This is a genomic window from Pseudonocardia parietis (assembly GCF_017876315.1).
Lineage (GTDB): Bacteria > Actinomycetota > Actinomycetes > Mycobacteriales > Pseudonocardiaceae > Pseudonocardia > Pseudonocardia parietis.
Map to the genome: position 1 here is coordinate 5448916 of NZ_JAGINU010000001.1, position 15387 is coordinate 5464302.

Genomic DNA, 15387 nt, shown 5'->3' on the forward strand with positions numbered 1-15387 from the left:
TGCAACCAGCGTAGCGACCGACCCGAACTGGTTTCGGGTCACGTCGCCCGCGCTACCCCGGGGAGAGCCGCGAGCAGCGCCTCGGTGCCCCCGAGGTCACCGTCCGGCAGGACCCGGCTGGATGCGGCGCGCCGAACGTGGAGATGGGCGGGATGTTCCCAGGTGAACCCGATCCCGCCGTGCACCTGAACGTTCTCGCCGGCCACCCAGGAGTAGGCCCGTCCGCAGACCAGTGCCGCGGTCGCCGCGGCGGTCCGCAGGTTCTCCCGGTCGTCGGCGGCACAGGCGGCGGCCCAGAGCGACACCGACCTGGCGGCCTCGAGCTGGACCACCATCTCGGCACAGCGGTGCTTGATCGCCTGGAAGGTTCCGATGGGGCGCCCGAACTGCATGCGGTCGCCTGCGTGGCGGACCGACATGTCGAGCGCCGCCTCGGTTCCGCCGGTCTGCTCGCACGCCAACGCCGTCCGCGTGCGGTCCCGCACCCGGTCGAGTACTGCGGCAGCCGTGTCCGGCCCGGCGATCAGCCGTCCGGGACTGTCCCGGAACCCGACGCTCGCCAGCGGACGCGTGAGGTCGAGGGTGCGGCTCGAGGTCGCCGTCACCCCGGGTGCCCCGGCCTCCACCGCGATGACGACCGGCCCGTCCGGCGTCGCCGCCGCGACCAGGACGATGTCCGCCGTTGCGCCGTCGACCACCAGCTCCTTCGTGCCGCTCACCCGCCAGCCACCGTCCGGCGCCCGCTCACCGCTCACCGGACCGGCGGCCCGGTCCGACGTGGCCGCGGTGTCGACCAGCCCGACGGTGGCCGTCTCGGCGCCGGTGATCAGGCGCGCGGACAGTTCCTCGTCGCCGGCCTCGGCGAGCAGCCCGAGGGCCATGACCGACGTCGAGAGCCAGGGCAGCCGGGCCAGCGAGCGTCCCATCTCCTCGGCCACCACCGCGACCTCGCGGAAGCTCGCTCCGGCACCGCCCAGACGTTCCGGGATGTCCAACCCGGCAGCACCCAGCTCCCCGGCGAACCGTTTCCAGACTCGCGTGCGGAGCGCGGCGTCGTCGGAGCGACCGTGCAGCACCGCATCGGCGTCACCGTGGTGAGCGAGGAAGTCGCGCACGACCTCCCGCAGCGCCTCGGCGTCTGCGTCCGGGGTCAGGACCGGGATCATCGTGGTTCTCCCTCGTCGCCTGCCTCGGCGAGCACCTCGGCGAAGCGCCGGCGCGCCTGTGCCTCCATGGTCGGGCGGATGTAGGGCGGGAACAGGCCGTCGTCGGGCTCGGTACCGCGCAACAGCGCCTGGGCGAGGTTGACCTTGTGTACCTCGGTCGCCCCGTCGGCCAGGCCCATGTGGAACGACTCCATGACCCACTTGCCGAAGGGGAGCTCCTTGGAAATGCCGAGGGAGCCGTGGATCTGGATCGCCCGCCCGGCGACGTCGGACAGGACGCGGGGCATCGCCGCCTTGACGGCCGCGATGTCGGCGCGCACGCGCTTGTAGTCGTTGTACTGGTCGATTCGCCACGCGGTGCGCAGGACCAGCAGCCGGAACTGCTCGAGCTGGATCCACGAGTCGGCGATCATCTCCTGCACCAGCTGCTTGTCGGCGAGCCGGGTGCCCTTGCTGGTCCGCGACACGGCTCGACGCTTCATCATCTCGAAAGCGGACTGCACGAGCCCGACCGTGCGCATGGCGTGATGGATCCGGCCGCCGCCGAGCCGGGTCTGGGCGACGGCGAAGCCCTCGCCCCGCTCACCGAGAAGGTTCTCGGCCGGTACCCGGACGTCGTTGTACCGCAGGTACTGGTGGGTTCCGACCGGTTCCTCGTGCCCCCAGACCGACACGTCGCGGATCCGTTCGAGGCCCGGGGAGTCGGCCGGCACGACGAACATGGACATCGAACGGTGCGCCGGTGCGTCGGGCTCGGTCACCGCCATGACGATGAGGAACTCGGCGAACAGGGCATGGCTGGAGAACCACTTCTCACCGGTGATGACCCACTCGTCGCCGTCCGGGCGGGCGGTCGTGCGGAAGCCCGTCGGGTCCGACCCACCGTGTGGCTCGGTCATCGAGAAACACGACACGATGTCTCCGGCGACGAGCGGGTCGAGGTAGGTCCGGCGCAGGTGCTCCGAGCCGTAATGGGCGAGGATCTCGGCGTTCCCGGAGTCGGGCGCCTGACATCCGAACACCACGGGCCCGGAATGGGTCCGGCCGAGCTTCTCGTTGAGCAGGGCGAGGCGCAGCTGTCCGTACCCCTTCCCGCCGAGCTCGGGCCCGAGGTGACAGGCCCACAGGTCGTGCTCGCGGACCACCTGCTGCAGCGGCTTGATCAGTGCGTTGCGGACCGGGTCTCGCGGGTTCCACGCGTGCTCCACGACGTGGTCGACCGGCTCGACCTGCTCCCGGACGAACGTCTCGACCCAGTCGAGCTCCTGCGCGACGTCCTCGTCGGACTCGAAACCCCAAGCCATCTTCGACTCCTCAGCGTGTGAGCACCGTGCAGGCGGAGATGCCCGGTGCTCCGTAGACGTGGGTGAACCCGACCTGCGGCTCGCCGGGCACCTGGCGGGCGCCGGCCTCGCCGCGGAGCTGCAGCACGTTCTCGTGCACCTGCCGCAGTCCGGATGCGCCGATGGGTTCCCCGTTGGCCAGGCAGCCGCCGTCGGTGTTGATCGGCAGCCGACCGTCGATCCCGGTCGCGCCGGACCGGATCAGTTCCTCCTGCTCCCCGTCGGCGCAGAGTCCGGTCTCGGCCATGTGCATGAGTTCGGCACCGGACTCGGTGTCCTGCACCTGGGCGACGTCGACCTCGGACGGAGCGACACCCGCGGCGTCGAAGGCCGCACGGGACGCCTCGACGGTCGGCGAGTCGGCCCGGTCGAGTGCCAGCCACGGCGCGAAGACCTCGAACGAGCCGTACCGCCGGCTGCGGAACGCAGCGCCGCGCAGGAACACCGGACGGTCGGTGTAGGTGCGGGCGAGATCCGCGCGGCAGAGGACGAGCGCCACCGCGCCCTCCCCCGGGGAGCAGTACATGTACTGGGTCAACGGATGCGAGATCATCGGCGCCGCGGCGATCTCCGCGGCACTGATCTCCTTCGTCCGCCAGGCCATCGGGTTGCGCGCACCGTTGCGGAACGCCTTCTCCGCGATCGTGGCGAGGACGGCCCGGTCCATGCCGTGCTCGTGCAGGTAACGCTGGACCTTCATCCCGAAGAACTGTGTGGTGACCATCAACCCGGTCTCGCCGTACCACGAGCCGATCCCGTGATCGGCGGGATCGGTGTCGAACGCCCCACGGGGGTGCTTGTCGAAACCGATCACGATGCCGACGTCGTGTGCACCGGACGCGATGGCCGCCTGAGCGGAGATCAGCGCCGAGCCCCCGGTGGCGCAGCCGTTGTAGACGTTGATGAACGGCAGTCCGGTCAGGCCGAGCTCGGAGACGAGCGTGTCGGCGTCGCCCGCGGAGTGTGATCCGCCGAAGGCGAACTGCATGTCCGAGAACCTCAGGCGGGCGTCGGCGAGTGCGGCACGTGCGGCGTGCACGGCCTGCGCCCGGCCCGGCACTCCCTCGGTACGGCCGAACCGGTGCATCCCGGCTCCGACGATCGCGACGCCGGTCACCGGTCTGCCCCGGTGACCGGCGCGAAGGCGAAGGTATGGGTCGGCCCGCCGTCGTCGGCGGCGTCGCGGAACGGACTGATCACGATCTCCATCGGCATTCCGATCCACAGTCGGTCGGGCTCGGATTCGGTGAGTCTGGCCTCGACCAGGAGCTGGTCGGCGAGCTCGACGTAGCCGACCCCGTAGGGCTCGTAGGCGGGGGTACCGGTGTAGGGCGGTTTGGGCCGGAATCCCTGCACCGTCCACGTCCACAGCGTGCCGGTACGAGCGAGCGGAACGTCCTCCATCGCCGTGCCGGTGCACCGCGGGCACCCGCCCTGGCGGGGGAACGTGTGGGCCGAGCACTCCGTGCACCGGCTCCCGAGCAGGGCCGGCCCCTCCGGGGTCTCGGTGAGCAGCGAGTCGACGACGAACGTCACGGCGCGGCCAGCCGTCCGCCGTCGACGGTCAGGAGGCTGCCCGTCGTGTAACCCGCCGTGGGTCCGCACAGGTACAGGGCGGCGCCCACGATCTCCTCGGGCTCACCGACCCGCCGCGACGGCCAGCTCTGCGCCATGTCGTGGACCGCGTCCATGTCCCAGGCCTTGCTGATGTCGGTCCGGAAGGGCCCGGCGACGATGGTGTTGACCCGCACCGTGGGGCCGTACTCCTGGGCGAAACCCGCGGTGAGCGTGTTGAGCGCCGACTTGGCGGCGGCATACGGGAGGTCCGACGCGGTCGGCCTGCCGGACGCCATCGACGAGACGTTCAGGATCGCTCCCCCGCCCCGCTCGGCCATCCGCCGCCCGGCCACCGCCATCATGCGGAACGGGCCCTTGAGATTCACCGCGAGGACCTTGTCGAACAGCTCCTCGCCGACCTCGTCCAAACTGGGATAGACCGGGGCGATGCCGGCGTTGTTGACCAGCACGTCGACCGGTCCGAGACCGTCCTCCACCTCGTCGAGCAGCGCGTCGAGCCGCCCCCACTCGCCGACGTGCGCGCCGTGTCCCGTCACGCGCTGCCCGGTAGCGGCCGCCAGCTCGGCGGCGAGCTCGACGCACGCCTCCTGCTTCCGGGAGACGATGGCGACGTCGGCGCCGGCGGCCGCGAACGCGACCGCGATCTCCCGGCCCAGCCCGCGCGACCCACCGGTGACCAGCGCGGTACGGCCGGCCATCGGTGAGCCGGAGGAGCGGGTCGCTGCCACGGCGTCGGCCACGGTTCTTCTCATCGGGGGATGTCCTTCCACGGCACGCCTCGGTCGGCGCGCGGTTCCGGGGGGAGGCCGAGCAGGCGCTCGGCGATGATCGTGCGCTGGATCTCGTCCGAGCCGCCGGCGATCCGGTAGCCCGGGGCGCCGAGCACGTGCTCGGTCCAGCGGTACGTGCCGTCTCCGGCATCGGCCACGAGGCGGGGACCCAGGATCCGCGCCGCGGCCTCGGAGACCAGCGTGAGCCGCTGTGCCCAGACGAGCTTGCGGAGCGACCCGAGCGCACCCGGTTCGTCCCCGGCGAGCCGGGCCTCCCGGTCACGCTGCGCGGACAGCTCCGCGACCTTCTCGGCGACCCACACCTCGCCGAGCAGCCGCCGGACCTCCGGGTCGTCGGTGCGCCCCAGCATCCGGGCGTCACGCAGCAGGTCGGCGAACCCACCGCCCAGGTCGGCGTTCGCGCCGGAGTGGCCACGTTCGAAGCCGAGCGTCGCGAGGGTGACGCTCCATCCCGCGCCGACCTCACCGAGCCGCAGCGAGTCCGGCACCCGGACGTCGTCCAGGAAGACCTCGCAGAACGAGGTCCCGCCGGACATCTGCCGCAGCGGCCGGACGTCGACGCCTGCGGTGTCCATCGGCAGCAGGAACGCCGTGAGCCCCTTGTGCTTCGGCGCCTCGGGATCCGTGCGGCAGATCAGCTCGCCCCAGCCCGCGAACTGCGCTCCGGAGCTCCACACCTTCTGCCCGTTGATCACCCAGTCGTCCCCGTCACGGACTGCACGGGTCGCCAGCCCGGCGAGGTCCGATCCCGCCGACGGCTCGGAGAACAGCTGGCAGGCGAGCTGGTCGCCGCGCAGCAGCGGGGAGACGAGCAGCTCACGCTGGGCCGGCGTGCCGAACATCTGCACCGTCGGGGCGATCAGCGCGGTGCTCACCGAGGTGAGCTCGTGCTGGCCGGGGGTCTCGAACTCCCGCTCGGTGTCGGCGAAGACCTCCTCGTGCAGGCCGGTCAGGCCGGCCCCACCGTCCTCGAGCCGCCAGGTCAGTGCGCCGTACCCGGCGTCGAACTTGACCCGGAGCCAGTCCTGGATGCGCTCGAGGAGCGCGCGCTCCTCGGCGAAGGGCAGGTCGTGGAAGACCGACACCGGTCGCCGGTCATCGTCGCGGCGTGGCGGCAGCCGGTCGGTGAGCCACGCTCGCGCGGTACGGCCGAACTCGGCGAGCTCCTCCGCGCCCACCGCGGTGGTCGCGCTCATCGCGCCGTCCACCCCCCGTCGACGGCCAGGACCTGCCCGGTGACATATGTGCTGGCCGGAGAGGCCAGGAACAGCAGTGCGGTGTCGAGCTCGGGAGGGCTGCCGGGTCGTCGCAGCATCGTGTTCCTCTCGATCCAGCGGACCGAACGCTCGTCGGCGAACAGGTCCTCGTTCATCTCCGTGCGGAACCACCCCGGGGCGAGTGCGTTCACCCGTATCCCCGACCGACCCCAATGGCCGGCCAGTTCCCGGGTGAGACCGACCAACCCCGCCTTCGACGACGCGTAGCTCGCACCCCCGAGCGGCGCGGCGGACACCAGGCCCAGGACCGAGCTGATGTTCACGATCGACAACCCGTCCGGGCCGGGGTGACGGGCCGCGAGCTGTGCCAGGTGGAACGGGGCGACGAGGTTGGTGTTCAGGACACCGGCGAACCCGGCCGGGGTCTCGTCGGCGGGCTTCGCGCCGCTCTCGACGCCGGCGTTGTTCACCAACACGTCGATCGAGCCGGAGCCGCCTGCCACCGCGGCGTCGATCAGCGCCGTCCGGTCGGTCTCCTCGGAGACGTCGGCCACCACCGGGTGCAGCCGGTCGTCGTCCGCCGCGATCTCGGCCAGCTTCGCGGCGCGCCGCGCCGCGACGAACACGGTCGCGCCCGCCGCGGCGAGGACACCGGCGAAACGCACTCCCAACCCGGAGGATGCGCCGGTGACCACCGCGGTGCGCCCGGTCAGATCGAACAGCTCGGCCGGGGCGGGCGCCGTCACGACGGCTTCCCGTCGAGCACCGACCCCGCCGACCGGATGAGGGCCAGGATCGTGGGGGGCAGCTGTTCCTGGACCGGGTCGTGGTGCCGGCCCTCACGGTGCCGGCGCAGGTTGTGCCCCATGATCGCCGCCATCTTCAACCGGCCCAGCGCCCGGAACCACATGGTGTCCGTACCGGTTCCGCCGTCGGTTCCGCGGGCCTCCCGGTAGACGTGCAGGAGTTCGTCCTCGCCCGGCAACCCGGAGACGACACTCCCGACCCCGGGGAACAGCGCACCGTCGGTGAAGACTCCGAACCAGCCCAGGTCGACCCGGGGATCGCCCAGCCCCCAGATCTCCCAGTCGACCAGGGCGGTCGGCCGGGCCCCGTCGCAGAGCAGGTTCCCCAGGCGGAAGTCGCCGTGCACGAGAACGGGGGCCACCGGATCGGGGGCCGTCGCGGCAAGGTGGTCGAGAAGCTCGGCCGCGCCGGGACGCAGGTCCGCCGGCACCGCCTCCATCGTCCGGGTCCACCGCTCCAGCTCGTCGGCGGGCCCGGACACCTCCGGCGGGGTACCGCCGGCGGCGGCGATCCCGCCGGTGAGGGTGTCGAGATCGACAGCGTGCAGGGCGCCCAGGACGCGAGCCGCCTCGAGCATCCGCAGCCGGGACAGCACGCTGTCGGCACCACCCGCGGGATCGAGGACCGGTTCGAGGGCCTCACCCGCCGCGAACTCCATCGCGAACCACCCGGGCGCTTCCTCGCTTCGCGCGACCACCGCCGGTACCGGGAGTCCGGACCCCGCCAGGGCCGACAGCACGTGCGACTGCCGCAGGACGTCGTTGCGACCGGTCGGCTCGCGTCCCGGCGGCACCGCCTTGACCACGAGCGGCATCCCGCCCACGTCGATGCGGTAGGTCAGGCCCGAGCGCCCACCTTCCAGCACGGTGAGCGGCCCCGCGGCGGCCGAACCGAGCTCGGCGCACACACGCGCCGCGAGCTGCGGATCGGCATCCCGGGGAACATCGGTCCGGGTCATGTCTGTCCTCCTCGACGAGGTCGGCTCCGCCTGGCACGCGCCGGCGGTCCGGGCTGCACGCGGACCGCCGGCGCCACACGGTCGGTCGTCAGCGCCCCGTCCACTTGGGCTCGCGCTTCTCGAGGAAGGCGGCGACCCCTTCCGCGGCGTCGTCGGAGTTCAAGGTGACACCCACTGCCATGTGCTCGAGCACCATCAGCGAGGCGATGTCGGCATCGAGCCCCCGGTCCACCGCCATCTTGGTCAGCTTCATCTGGAACGGGCTCTTGTCGGTGAGGTGGCTGATGAACTCCTCAACCGTCTCGTCCAGCTTCTCGGCCGGCGCGCTGGCGTTGACCAGGTCGAACGCGTCGGCCTCGGCCCCGGTCAGCAGCTTCCCGGTCAGCATCAGCTCCTTGGTCTTGCGGATGCCGAGCATGCGCGGGAGGCGGTAGATCGGCCCGGCGCCACCGAAGAGGGCACGACGGATGTGGAAGTCACCGATCCGGGCGGTCTCGTCGGCGATGGCGAAGTCGCACGAGATCATGACCTCGAACCCGCCTGCGGTGACGTAGCCCTCCAGCACCGCGACGGACGGCGTCGACATGTTGTAGAGCCGGTCGCACACCTTCGCCGAGACCACCGCGACGTCCATCGCCGTGCTGGTGCCGATGTAGTCGGCCTGCAGGCTGTCCAGGTCGAACCCGGAGGAGAAGGTGTTGCCCCGGCCGCGCACGACGGCGACGCGCAGCTCCGGGTCCGACTCGATCTCGGTGATGATCTCGTCGAGCCGGTGCAGCATCGGGACCGTGATGCAGTTGCGCTTGTGCGGCCGGTTGAACCAGATCCGGGCGACGTGACCGTCCCGCTCGAACTGGATGTCGTCCTCGACTGCCATGCGTCCTCCAGAAATTGAATTGAACTCAGTTAAGTTTGCGGAGCCGGCCAGGAACTGTCAAGCCCCTCGCCTTTACGGGGACCGCAGAACGCCCTGCAGCGGCTCCGGTCCCGCCCGCGTCGCATCCCAGCCGTCCCAGTGCACGACCTCGTCGACGCCGGGCCTGCCCGCCCGGCGGAAGTCCGTGCCCACGGTCCACGCCACGGGGGTGAGGCAGACCTGCTGCACCCGGTCGTAGGGGATGCCGAGCAGCTCGGCAGCGTCCCGTTCGCGCGCGAGATGCATGGTGGTCCAGCAGGTCCCCAACCCACGAGCACGCGCGGCCAGCATGAAGCTCCACATCGCCGGAAGCACCCCACCCAGGAGCGAGGCACTCGTCATCGCCGGCACCCCGTCCAGGCGCACCCCGTCCAGGCAGCCGATCACGATCGTGCCGACCTCGTGCAGCGCCCGCTCGAGCGCGTCCGCGGACAGCGCCGTCCGCTGCTGCCTGCGCGTCGCAGCCGGATCCGATGTGGGCACTCGGCCGATGTAGCCCGGAGAGTCGCGGTAGCTGTTGCGATAGACGTCGGAGTAGAGGTCCGCCAGCCCTTTCCGCAGCTCCGCATCGCGGACGACGACGAACCGGGTCCGTGCGACCGCCGAACCGGCAGGCGCCTGGATCGCGAGGTCGACACACTCGCGGACGAGCTCGACGGGGACCTCGCGGTCAGGGTCGAGCCGTCGGCGGACCGCCCGTGTCGTGGACAGAACCTCGTCGATGTGCATAATTTGAATCAATATCAGTTCAGGAGTGATGTCAAGACTTCTGCGCGCCTGGACCCCTCGGGAACGGAGTACGACATGACCGCACGACTGCTCGACCGGACCGTGTTGCTGACCGGCGCCACCGGCGGTCTCGGCACCGCGATCGCAGCCCGGCTTCTCGAGGAGGGTGCCGAGGTCGTCCTCACCGACGTCGACGAGGACCGCTGTGCCGAGCTCGCCGCGACGCTCGGTGGCCGCACCCGGACCGCGGCACTCGACGTGGCGTCCGAGCAGGACTGGATGGCAACGGTCGAGCGGGTCGGACGGCTGGACGGTCTCGTCAACAACGCGGGAGTCGGCAGCCCGGGTACCGTCGTCGACGAGACCCGGTCACGATGGGACGACGTCATCGCCGTCGATCAGCTGGGGACCTGGCTCGGGATGAAGTACTGCGGGCCGCTGCTGGAGGACGGCGGCGGCGCCGTCGTCAACGTCGGTTCGATCCTCGGCACGACGGGCGGGCTGGGCAACAGCATCGCCTACGCCGCCGCCAAGGGAGCCGTCCGCTCGCTGACCCTCAACGCCGCGCTGCACTGGGCCGCCCGCGGCGTGCGGGTGAACACCGTCGTCCCCGGGTTCATCGGCACCGACCAGCTCCTCGAGCGCTTCGCGGAGACCGAGCGGCACCGGTCGATGCTCGCGAACACCCCGATGGGACGGCTGGGACACCCCGCTGAGGTGGCCGCCGCCGTGGCGTTCCTGCTCAGCGACGACGCCGGGTACACGACCGGTTCGGAGTTGCTCGTCGACGGTGGTTGGTCGGCCCGCTGACCGGATCAGTCCGGGACGAGCACGGCGCGCCCGATGACCTGCCCCCGGCGCAGCCGGGCGAATGCCTGCCCCGCCTCGGACAAGGCGAATGTCGTCGTGTGCGCCGTGAGCACCCCGGCACGGGCGAGCTCCACGGTGGCGACCAGTTCGTCCCGCGAGCCCCAGAACGGCATGCGGACCACGAGTCCGGACGGAAGCGTGCCCGGCTTGCGAACCGGCAGCGTCCCTCCCCCACCACCCACCACCACGAGTTCGCCGGCGGCGCGGAGAAGCGGCACCGCGGCGTCGAGCGTGGCCTGTGCCGCGACGAAGTCCAGCACGACATCGGCGCCCCGGCCCGCCGACACCTCGGCGACCACGGCCGCGGCGGTGTCCGGCCGCGCAGCCGCGTGCGCGCCGCAGGCCCTGGCAAGCTCGAGCGCTTCCGCCCGGGTGTCCACGGCGACGACCTGCGCGCGGGTCATCGCACGCAGGATGCCGACCGCCATGTGGCCGAGCCCCCCGACCCCGATGACGACCACCACGGCGTCCGGCTCGCACAGCGCGGGGGTGCAACTCGCGACGGCGTGGTAGGAGGTCAGGCCGGCGTCGGTCAGGGCCGCCGCCGTGACGGGATCGAGGCCGTCGGCCGGCACCAGTCGTGATCGGTCGACGACGACCGCATCGGCCATGCCGCCGTCGATCCCGAGCCCGAGACCGACGGCCGGCAGCGAGGCCCGCCGATCGCAGTAGTTGGTCCGGCCGGCCACGCAACGCGGGCACCGGGCACAGCCGACGGGGGCGTGCACGACGACCTGTGTCCCGATCAGATCCTTTCCCACACCCTCCCCGGCTGCTTCGACACGCCCGCAGATCTCGTGACCGAAGGTGAACGGCAGCGGCCAGCCCATCCCGTCCCGGTCGACGACGTGCAGGTCGGAGTGGCAGATGCCGGCCGCGAGCACCTTCAGCCGGACCTCACCGGCCCCGGGTTCCGGAATCGGCAGTCCCGTCGACCCGACCGCGCCGGCGCTCGTCATCCGGAATCCCCGCATCGCTCCCCTGCCCCTCGTACCTCGCCGTCCCGCTGTCCCCGGCCCGGTCACACCGCGCTGTATCCGCCGTCGACGGGGTACGCCGCCCCGGTCACGAACGATGCTCGGCTGCTCAGCAGGAACGTCACGACGTCGGCGATCTCGGTGGGAGCAGCCGCCCGCCGGATCGGCGGTACGACGCGGCCCGGGACCCCGGAACGCGCCACCGGATCGAGCCCCGCCCGCGCGGAGCTGTTCCCGGCCAGCCCGGTGTCGACCAGGCCGGGGCACACGCAGTTCGCCCGTAGCCCGCGATCGGCGTATTCCGCCGCGAGCCCACGGGTCAGTGCCAGCACCCCTCCCTTGGAGGCGTCGTATGCCGGGGAACGGCCCGCCGCCACCAGGGATCCGACCGAGCCGACGGTGACGACGGCGGGATCCTCGCCGTCCAGGAGCGACGGCAGAGCGGCACGGACACAGAGGAAGGTGCCGGTCAGGTTGACGCCGAGGACGGTCTCCCAGGACTGCAGGGTCATCTCGGCCGTCGGCGAGCCGTCGGTGACTCCGGCGCAGGTGACCAGCCCGTCCATGCCTCCCAGGAATTCGGAGGCCGTGTCGAACGCGGCGGACACCGACGACTCGTCACGGACGTCGCAGCGCACGGGCAGGAGCCGCCCGTCCGCATCCCCGGCTGCGGAATGGTCGGGGGCGAGGTCCATGGCGACCACGGACGCGCCCTCGTCCAGCAGCCGGGCGGCGACCGCCCGCCCGATACCGCTTCCCGCCCCGGTCACCACGACACGGCGCCCGCGCGCCTCGCCCGACATCGTCATGAGCTCCTTCCGTTCGGCGATGCTGCCCGCTGCGGCCCCGACACCGTGGCCGTCACGCGGCCGATGCCGGACTGTCGGTCCGTTGCGTGTGACCGGCCAGCTCGTCCCGGGAGGTCTCGCGCATCCAGCCGACCACCAGCAGGCCGACCACTGCGGCGAACACCAGGTAGAAGCCGGGGGCCAGGGTATTGCCGGTCATCGAGACCAGGCCGGTCGCCACCACGGAGACGGCGCCCGAGCCGATGACCCCGCCGATGTTGAAACCGATCGAGACACCGCTGTACCGCACGCGGGTGGGGAACTGCTCCGTGTACACGGTGTAGACGACGCCCTGGCAGATGCCGAACGGCACGTTCAGCACGAGCGCGGCGATCGTCGCCAGGACGAGCGAACCCTGCTGCATCACCCAGAAGCACGGCACCGCGAGCACGAGGAAGCCGACGAGCCCACCGGCCAGCACCGCCCGCCGGCCGAAGCGGTCACTCATGGCGCCGGCCCACGGGATCAGGCCGATCGGCAGCAGCGTGATCAGCACGATCAACCAGAGCGACCACGTCAGCGAGTAGCCGAGCACCGCCGAGAGGTGCACGAGTAGATACACCGAGCTCAACCCGCCCGTCGTCATGGTGGCGTAGGCGATGAGCACCACCCGCAGGACGGAGCGGGGGTGGTTGCGCATGACCTCGCTGATCGGTGCCTTCGGCGGTTCCGCCTCGGCGACCATCTCCTGGAACAGCGGCGAGTCCTCGACCCGCATCCGGTAGAGGACCGCGAACACCAGGAGCGGACCGGCGACGAGGAAGGGGACCCGCCAACCCCACGCCGCCATCTGCTCGGGCGTGGTGAGCGCACTGATCGTTCCCACGACACCCGCTGCTCCGGCCAGGCCCAGCGCGATGCCGATCGAGGTCGCCGACCCGAAGAGTCCGCGCCGGCGCTGCGGCGCGGACTCGGTCGCCAGCGACGCGGCACCGCCGATCTCTCCGCCCGCGGAGAAGCCCTGAGCCATCCGCAGGACGGTGAGCAGGATCGGCGCCAGCACACCGATCTCGGCGTAGGTCGGGAGCAGCCCGGTGACGACCGTCGCGACTCCCATCACGGCAACCGTCACCATCAGGACCGACCGGCGGCCCCGGCGGTCGCCGAGCCGGCCGAAGAAGAAGCCGCCCAGCGGGCGCGCGAGGAACCCGCTCGCCGCGATACCGAGCGTGCCGAGCAGCCCGATCAGGCCGTCCGCGGTGGGGAAGAACAGCGGCGCGAGAACGACTGCCAGGTAGCCGTAGATCGCGAAGTCGTAGTACTCGATCGCAGTGCCCACCGCGGCTGCGGTGCTGGCCCGGCGTCCCACCCGCTCGGCGGACCCGGGAGATGACTGTGACATCGGCGCTCCTTTGCGCGTGCGAGTGGCGCGACACATCCTCGACCGAAGTTACGCCTAAACTGACCTCAGTTCAATCCGTTCGGCCGCATCGTCGGCCGCGGCCAGCGCGAGAACCATGGCCGGGGCGAGGCCCCCGGCGTAGGCGTCGCGATACAGACCGCCGATGTCGGAGCCCGCAGCACGCAGACCGGGGATCACGTCACCGGTGTCCCTCAGCACCCGCCCCCGGCCGTCGACCCGGACACCGGCGAAGGGGAACGTGATCGCCGCCGTCGCCTCCAGCACGTAGTAGGGCGGCTCGTCGAGCGGGCGCGCATCCTCGGCCCGGCCGGGCGTCGGGTCACCGGACAGGGTTCGCGCGAGCTCCGCAGCGATGCGCTCGCCGTCGTACCCCCACTCCGGCGGCATGCTCGCGAAGTCCTCGACGGAGTCGGCGACCACGGCGCGGGCCCCCCGTCGGCCCGCCAGCGCGAACTTGTCGTTCGCCGGCCCGCCCTCGACGTAGGAGGTCAGGACGTGCTCGCGGTAGCCCTTGGCGTCGGTGACCAGCAGACCGCGCGCCTCGGGCTGGTCCACGAGCGCCATCGTGGTGAGGTGGTCGCCGAGCGTCTCGTCGACGAATCGTTCGCCGTGCAGGTTGAACAGCACCGCGTGCTCGCTGTAGTAGAGCGCCAGCTCGACGAAGAGCTCGGGGGTGAGCGTGACACCGGTCGGCACCAGGTGCCCGTAGAACCCACCGCCACTGTTGACGACCACTCCGCCGACCGCCTCGGCGAGGCGGAGGCCGGCGCCGGCGCTGTGCGGGTTGGACCGCAGCGGGATGTCCGTCGCGCAGCGGTGGACGTGGACCGCCCGCAACCCGCGGTCGGCCTGGAAACCACCGGTCGCCAGCAGCGTCGTGCCGGCCCGCACCGTCCGCCGCGTTCCGTCCGCGAGGACGAGGTCCGCACCACGGATCCGCCCCTCGTCGTCCGGACACAGCCGCTCCGTCCGCGCCCCGAGCAGGAGCTCCCCCTCTGCGACGACCCTCGACCGGCACCCCTCGATGAACGCGGACGTGTCGAACTGGTGACCGGTCCCGTACCTCAGCACCGGAACAGCGGGACCACACGGCACCCCCAGGTCACGGACGAAGTCCAGCGCTGCGGGAAAACCCTCGACCACGGCGGCGCGCAGGTCCGGGTCGCCCTGTGGGTTCACCTCGTCCATCACCTCGTGACTCGGCGCCGACCAGAGATAGCCCGCGTACCGCGCGGAGCCGCCCACCTCGGCGGCCTTCTCCACCAGCACGACACGCAGACCGCGCCGGATCGCCCGGACAGCCGCGGTGAGCCCCGCCATGCCACCTCCGATCACGAGGAGATCGACGTCGTCCGGGGTGTGCGTAGAGCTCACATGTCCTCCTGTAGCCATGATGGAAAAATAGCTGAAGCAACTTCAATTCAGGATTACTTCAGGCTCGGCTCCGGTCAAGCGTGCCGCCACATGTCCCCTCTGCGATCCGGGCCGACCCTCCACGAGCAGCGGTCCCACCCACCGAATTCGCAGTGACTCCAATCCCAACTTCAGGGGTTGGGTTTCCTTCTCGACCGGGCTACCGTCGCCCCATGACCGGATCGACACTGCTGACCACGCGGGGGCACATCGACCTCCAACGCGTCGCGTCGGCGCTCTGTCGTCCCTCCCGCTCCCGCCGGTAACGCGCCGTCACCCGCGCACCGGTCACTGATCATCGAGTAGGCCGATCACCGAGTGCCGCTGATCCCCGGCCGCAGGGCGACCTCCGGCCCCAGCTGACCCTGGTCCCTCGTGATCATCGGCTGCTGCCGATCACCGTTCGTCACC

16 protein-coding genes are annotated in these 15387 nt (G+C 71.5%); 2 read left to right on the forward strand and 14 right to left on the reverse strand.

All coding sequences use genetic code 11. The features are described 5' to 3' along the window. Positions 1-38: 38 nt before the first annotated feature. From JOF36_RS25540 to JOF36_RS25585, 10 genes are all read right to left on the reverse strand, one after another. Complete coding sequence (locus JOF36_RS25540) at positions 39-1166, reverse strand: acyl-CoA dehydrogenase family protein (RefSeq protein WP_210031527.1); 1128 nt, start codon at positions 1164-1166, stop codon at positions 39-41. After that, positions 1163-2470 carry an acyl-CoA dehydrogenase family protein gene (locus tag JOF36_RS25545; protein WP_210031530.1) on the reverse strand — a complete coding sequence of 436 codons (1308 nt, stop codon included), beginning with the start codon at positions 2468-2470 and terminating at the stop codon, positions 1163-1165. The genes JOF36_RS25540 and JOF36_RS25545 overlap by 4 nt, the downstream gene beginning before the upstream one ends. Before the next feature lie 10 nt (positions 2471-2480). Continuing rightward, positions 2481-3626, reverse strand: coding sequence for a thiolase family protein (locus JOF36_RS25550; protein WP_307862592.1), 1146 nt, complete (start codon positions 3624-3626; stop codon positions 2481-2483). Further along, positions 3623-4045, reverse strand: a complete 423-nt coding sequence (locus JOF36_RS25555) for a Zn-ribbon domain-containing OB-fold protein (RefSeq protein ID WP_210031533.1) — start codon at positions 4043-4045, stop codon at positions 3623-3625. The genes JOF36_RS25550 and JOF36_RS25555 overlap by 4 nt, the downstream gene beginning before the upstream one ends. Beyond that, entirely contained in the window at positions 4042-4839 is a 798-nt protein-coding gene (locus tag JOF36_RS25560; protein WP_210031535.1) for an SDR family NAD(P)-dependent oxidoreductase, read from the reverse strand. Before JOF36_RS25560 ends, JOF36_RS25555 begins: the two co-directional genes overlap by 4 nt. Beyond that, a complete protein-coding gene (locus tag JOF36_RS25565) occupies positions 4836-6074 on the reverse strand; it encodes an acyl-CoA dehydrogenase family protein (protein WP_210031542.1) in 1239 nt (412 codons plus the stop codon). Before JOF36_RS25565 ends, JOF36_RS25560 begins: the two co-directional genes overlap by 4 nt. Then, a complete protein-coding gene (locus JOF36_RS25570) occupies positions 6071-6841 on the reverse strand; it encodes an SDR family NAD(P)-dependent oxidoreductase (protein ID WP_307862593.1) in 771 nt (256 codons plus the stop codon). Before JOF36_RS25570 ends, JOF36_RS25565 begins: the two co-directional genes overlap by 4 nt. Then, on the reverse strand, positions 6838-7860 hold the full coding sequence (locus JOF36_RS25575; RefSeq protein WP_210031544.1) for a phosphotransferase family protein: 1023 nt from the start codon (positions 7858-7860) through the stop codon (positions 6838-6840). The genes JOF36_RS25570 and JOF36_RS25575 overlap by 4 nt, the downstream gene beginning before the upstream one ends. 88 nt (positions 7861-7948) lie before the next feature. Continuing rightward, the gene (locus JOF36_RS25580) at positions 7949-8737 is read right to left on the reverse strand and encodes an enoyl-CoA hydratase/isomerase family protein (protein ID WP_210031546.1); all 789 of its coding nucleotides are present in this window, start codon (positions 8735-8737) and stop codon (positions 7949-7951) included. Between the two features lie 72 nt (positions 8738-8809). After that, complete coding sequence (locus JOF36_RS25585; protein ID WP_210031548.1) at positions 8810-9505, reverse strand: nitroreductase family protein; 696 nt, start codon at positions 9503-9505, stop codon at positions 8810-8812. A 75-nt stretch (positions 9506-9580) separates the two neighbouring features. Here JOF36_RS25585 and JOF36_RS25590 point away from each other — a divergent pair, with 75 nt between their 5' ends. Beyond that, positions 9581-10315, forward strand: coding sequence for an SDR family NAD(P)-dependent oxidoreductase (locus JOF36_RS25590; RefSeq protein ID WP_210031550.1), 735 nt, complete (start codon positions 9581-9583; stop codon positions 10313-10315). 5 nt (positions 10316-10320) lie between these two features. Here JOF36_RS25590 and JOF36_RS25595 read toward each other — a convergent pair whose 3' ends face one another. The 4 genes from JOF36_RS25595 to JOF36_RS25610 form a co-directional block, all read right to left on the reverse strand. Beyond that, positions 10321-11334 (reverse strand): alcohol dehydrogenase catalytic domain-containing protein, encoded by a 1014-nt coding sequence (locus tag JOF36_RS25595; protein ID WP_210031552.1) that lies wholly within the window; start codon positions 11332-11334, stop codon positions 10321-10323. Between the two features lie 62 nt (positions 11335-11396). Beyond that, the gene (locus JOF36_RS25600) at positions 11397-12161 is read right to left on the reverse strand and encodes an SDR family NAD(P)-dependent oxidoreductase (RefSeq protein WP_210031554.1); all 765 of its coding nucleotides are present in this window, start codon (positions 12159-12161) and stop codon (positions 11397-11399) included. A gap of 52 nt (positions 12162-12213) precedes the next feature. Further along, positions 12214-13542 carry an MFS transporter gene (locus JOF36_RS25605; protein ID WP_210031556.1) on the reverse strand — a complete coding sequence of 443 codons (1329 nt, stop codon included), beginning with the start codon at positions 13540-13542 and terminating at the stop codon, positions 12214-12216. 54 nt (positions 13543-13596) lie between these two features. Continuing rightward, the gene (locus JOF36_RS25610) at positions 13597-14937 is read right to left on the reverse strand and encodes an FAD-dependent oxidoreductase (RefSeq protein WP_307862594.1); all 1341 of its coding nucleotides are present in this window, start codon (positions 14935-14937) and stop codon (positions 13597-13599) included. A gap of 212 nt (positions 14938-15149) precedes the next feature. On the opposite strand from JOF36_RS25610, the gene JOF36_RS41455 reads away from it, so the two are divergent. Then, a complete protein-coding gene (locus JOF36_RS41455; protein WP_372447413.1) occupies positions 15150-15242 on the forward strand; it encodes a putative leader peptide in 93 nt (30 codons plus the stop codon). Positions 15243-15387 lie beyond the last annotated feature (145 nt).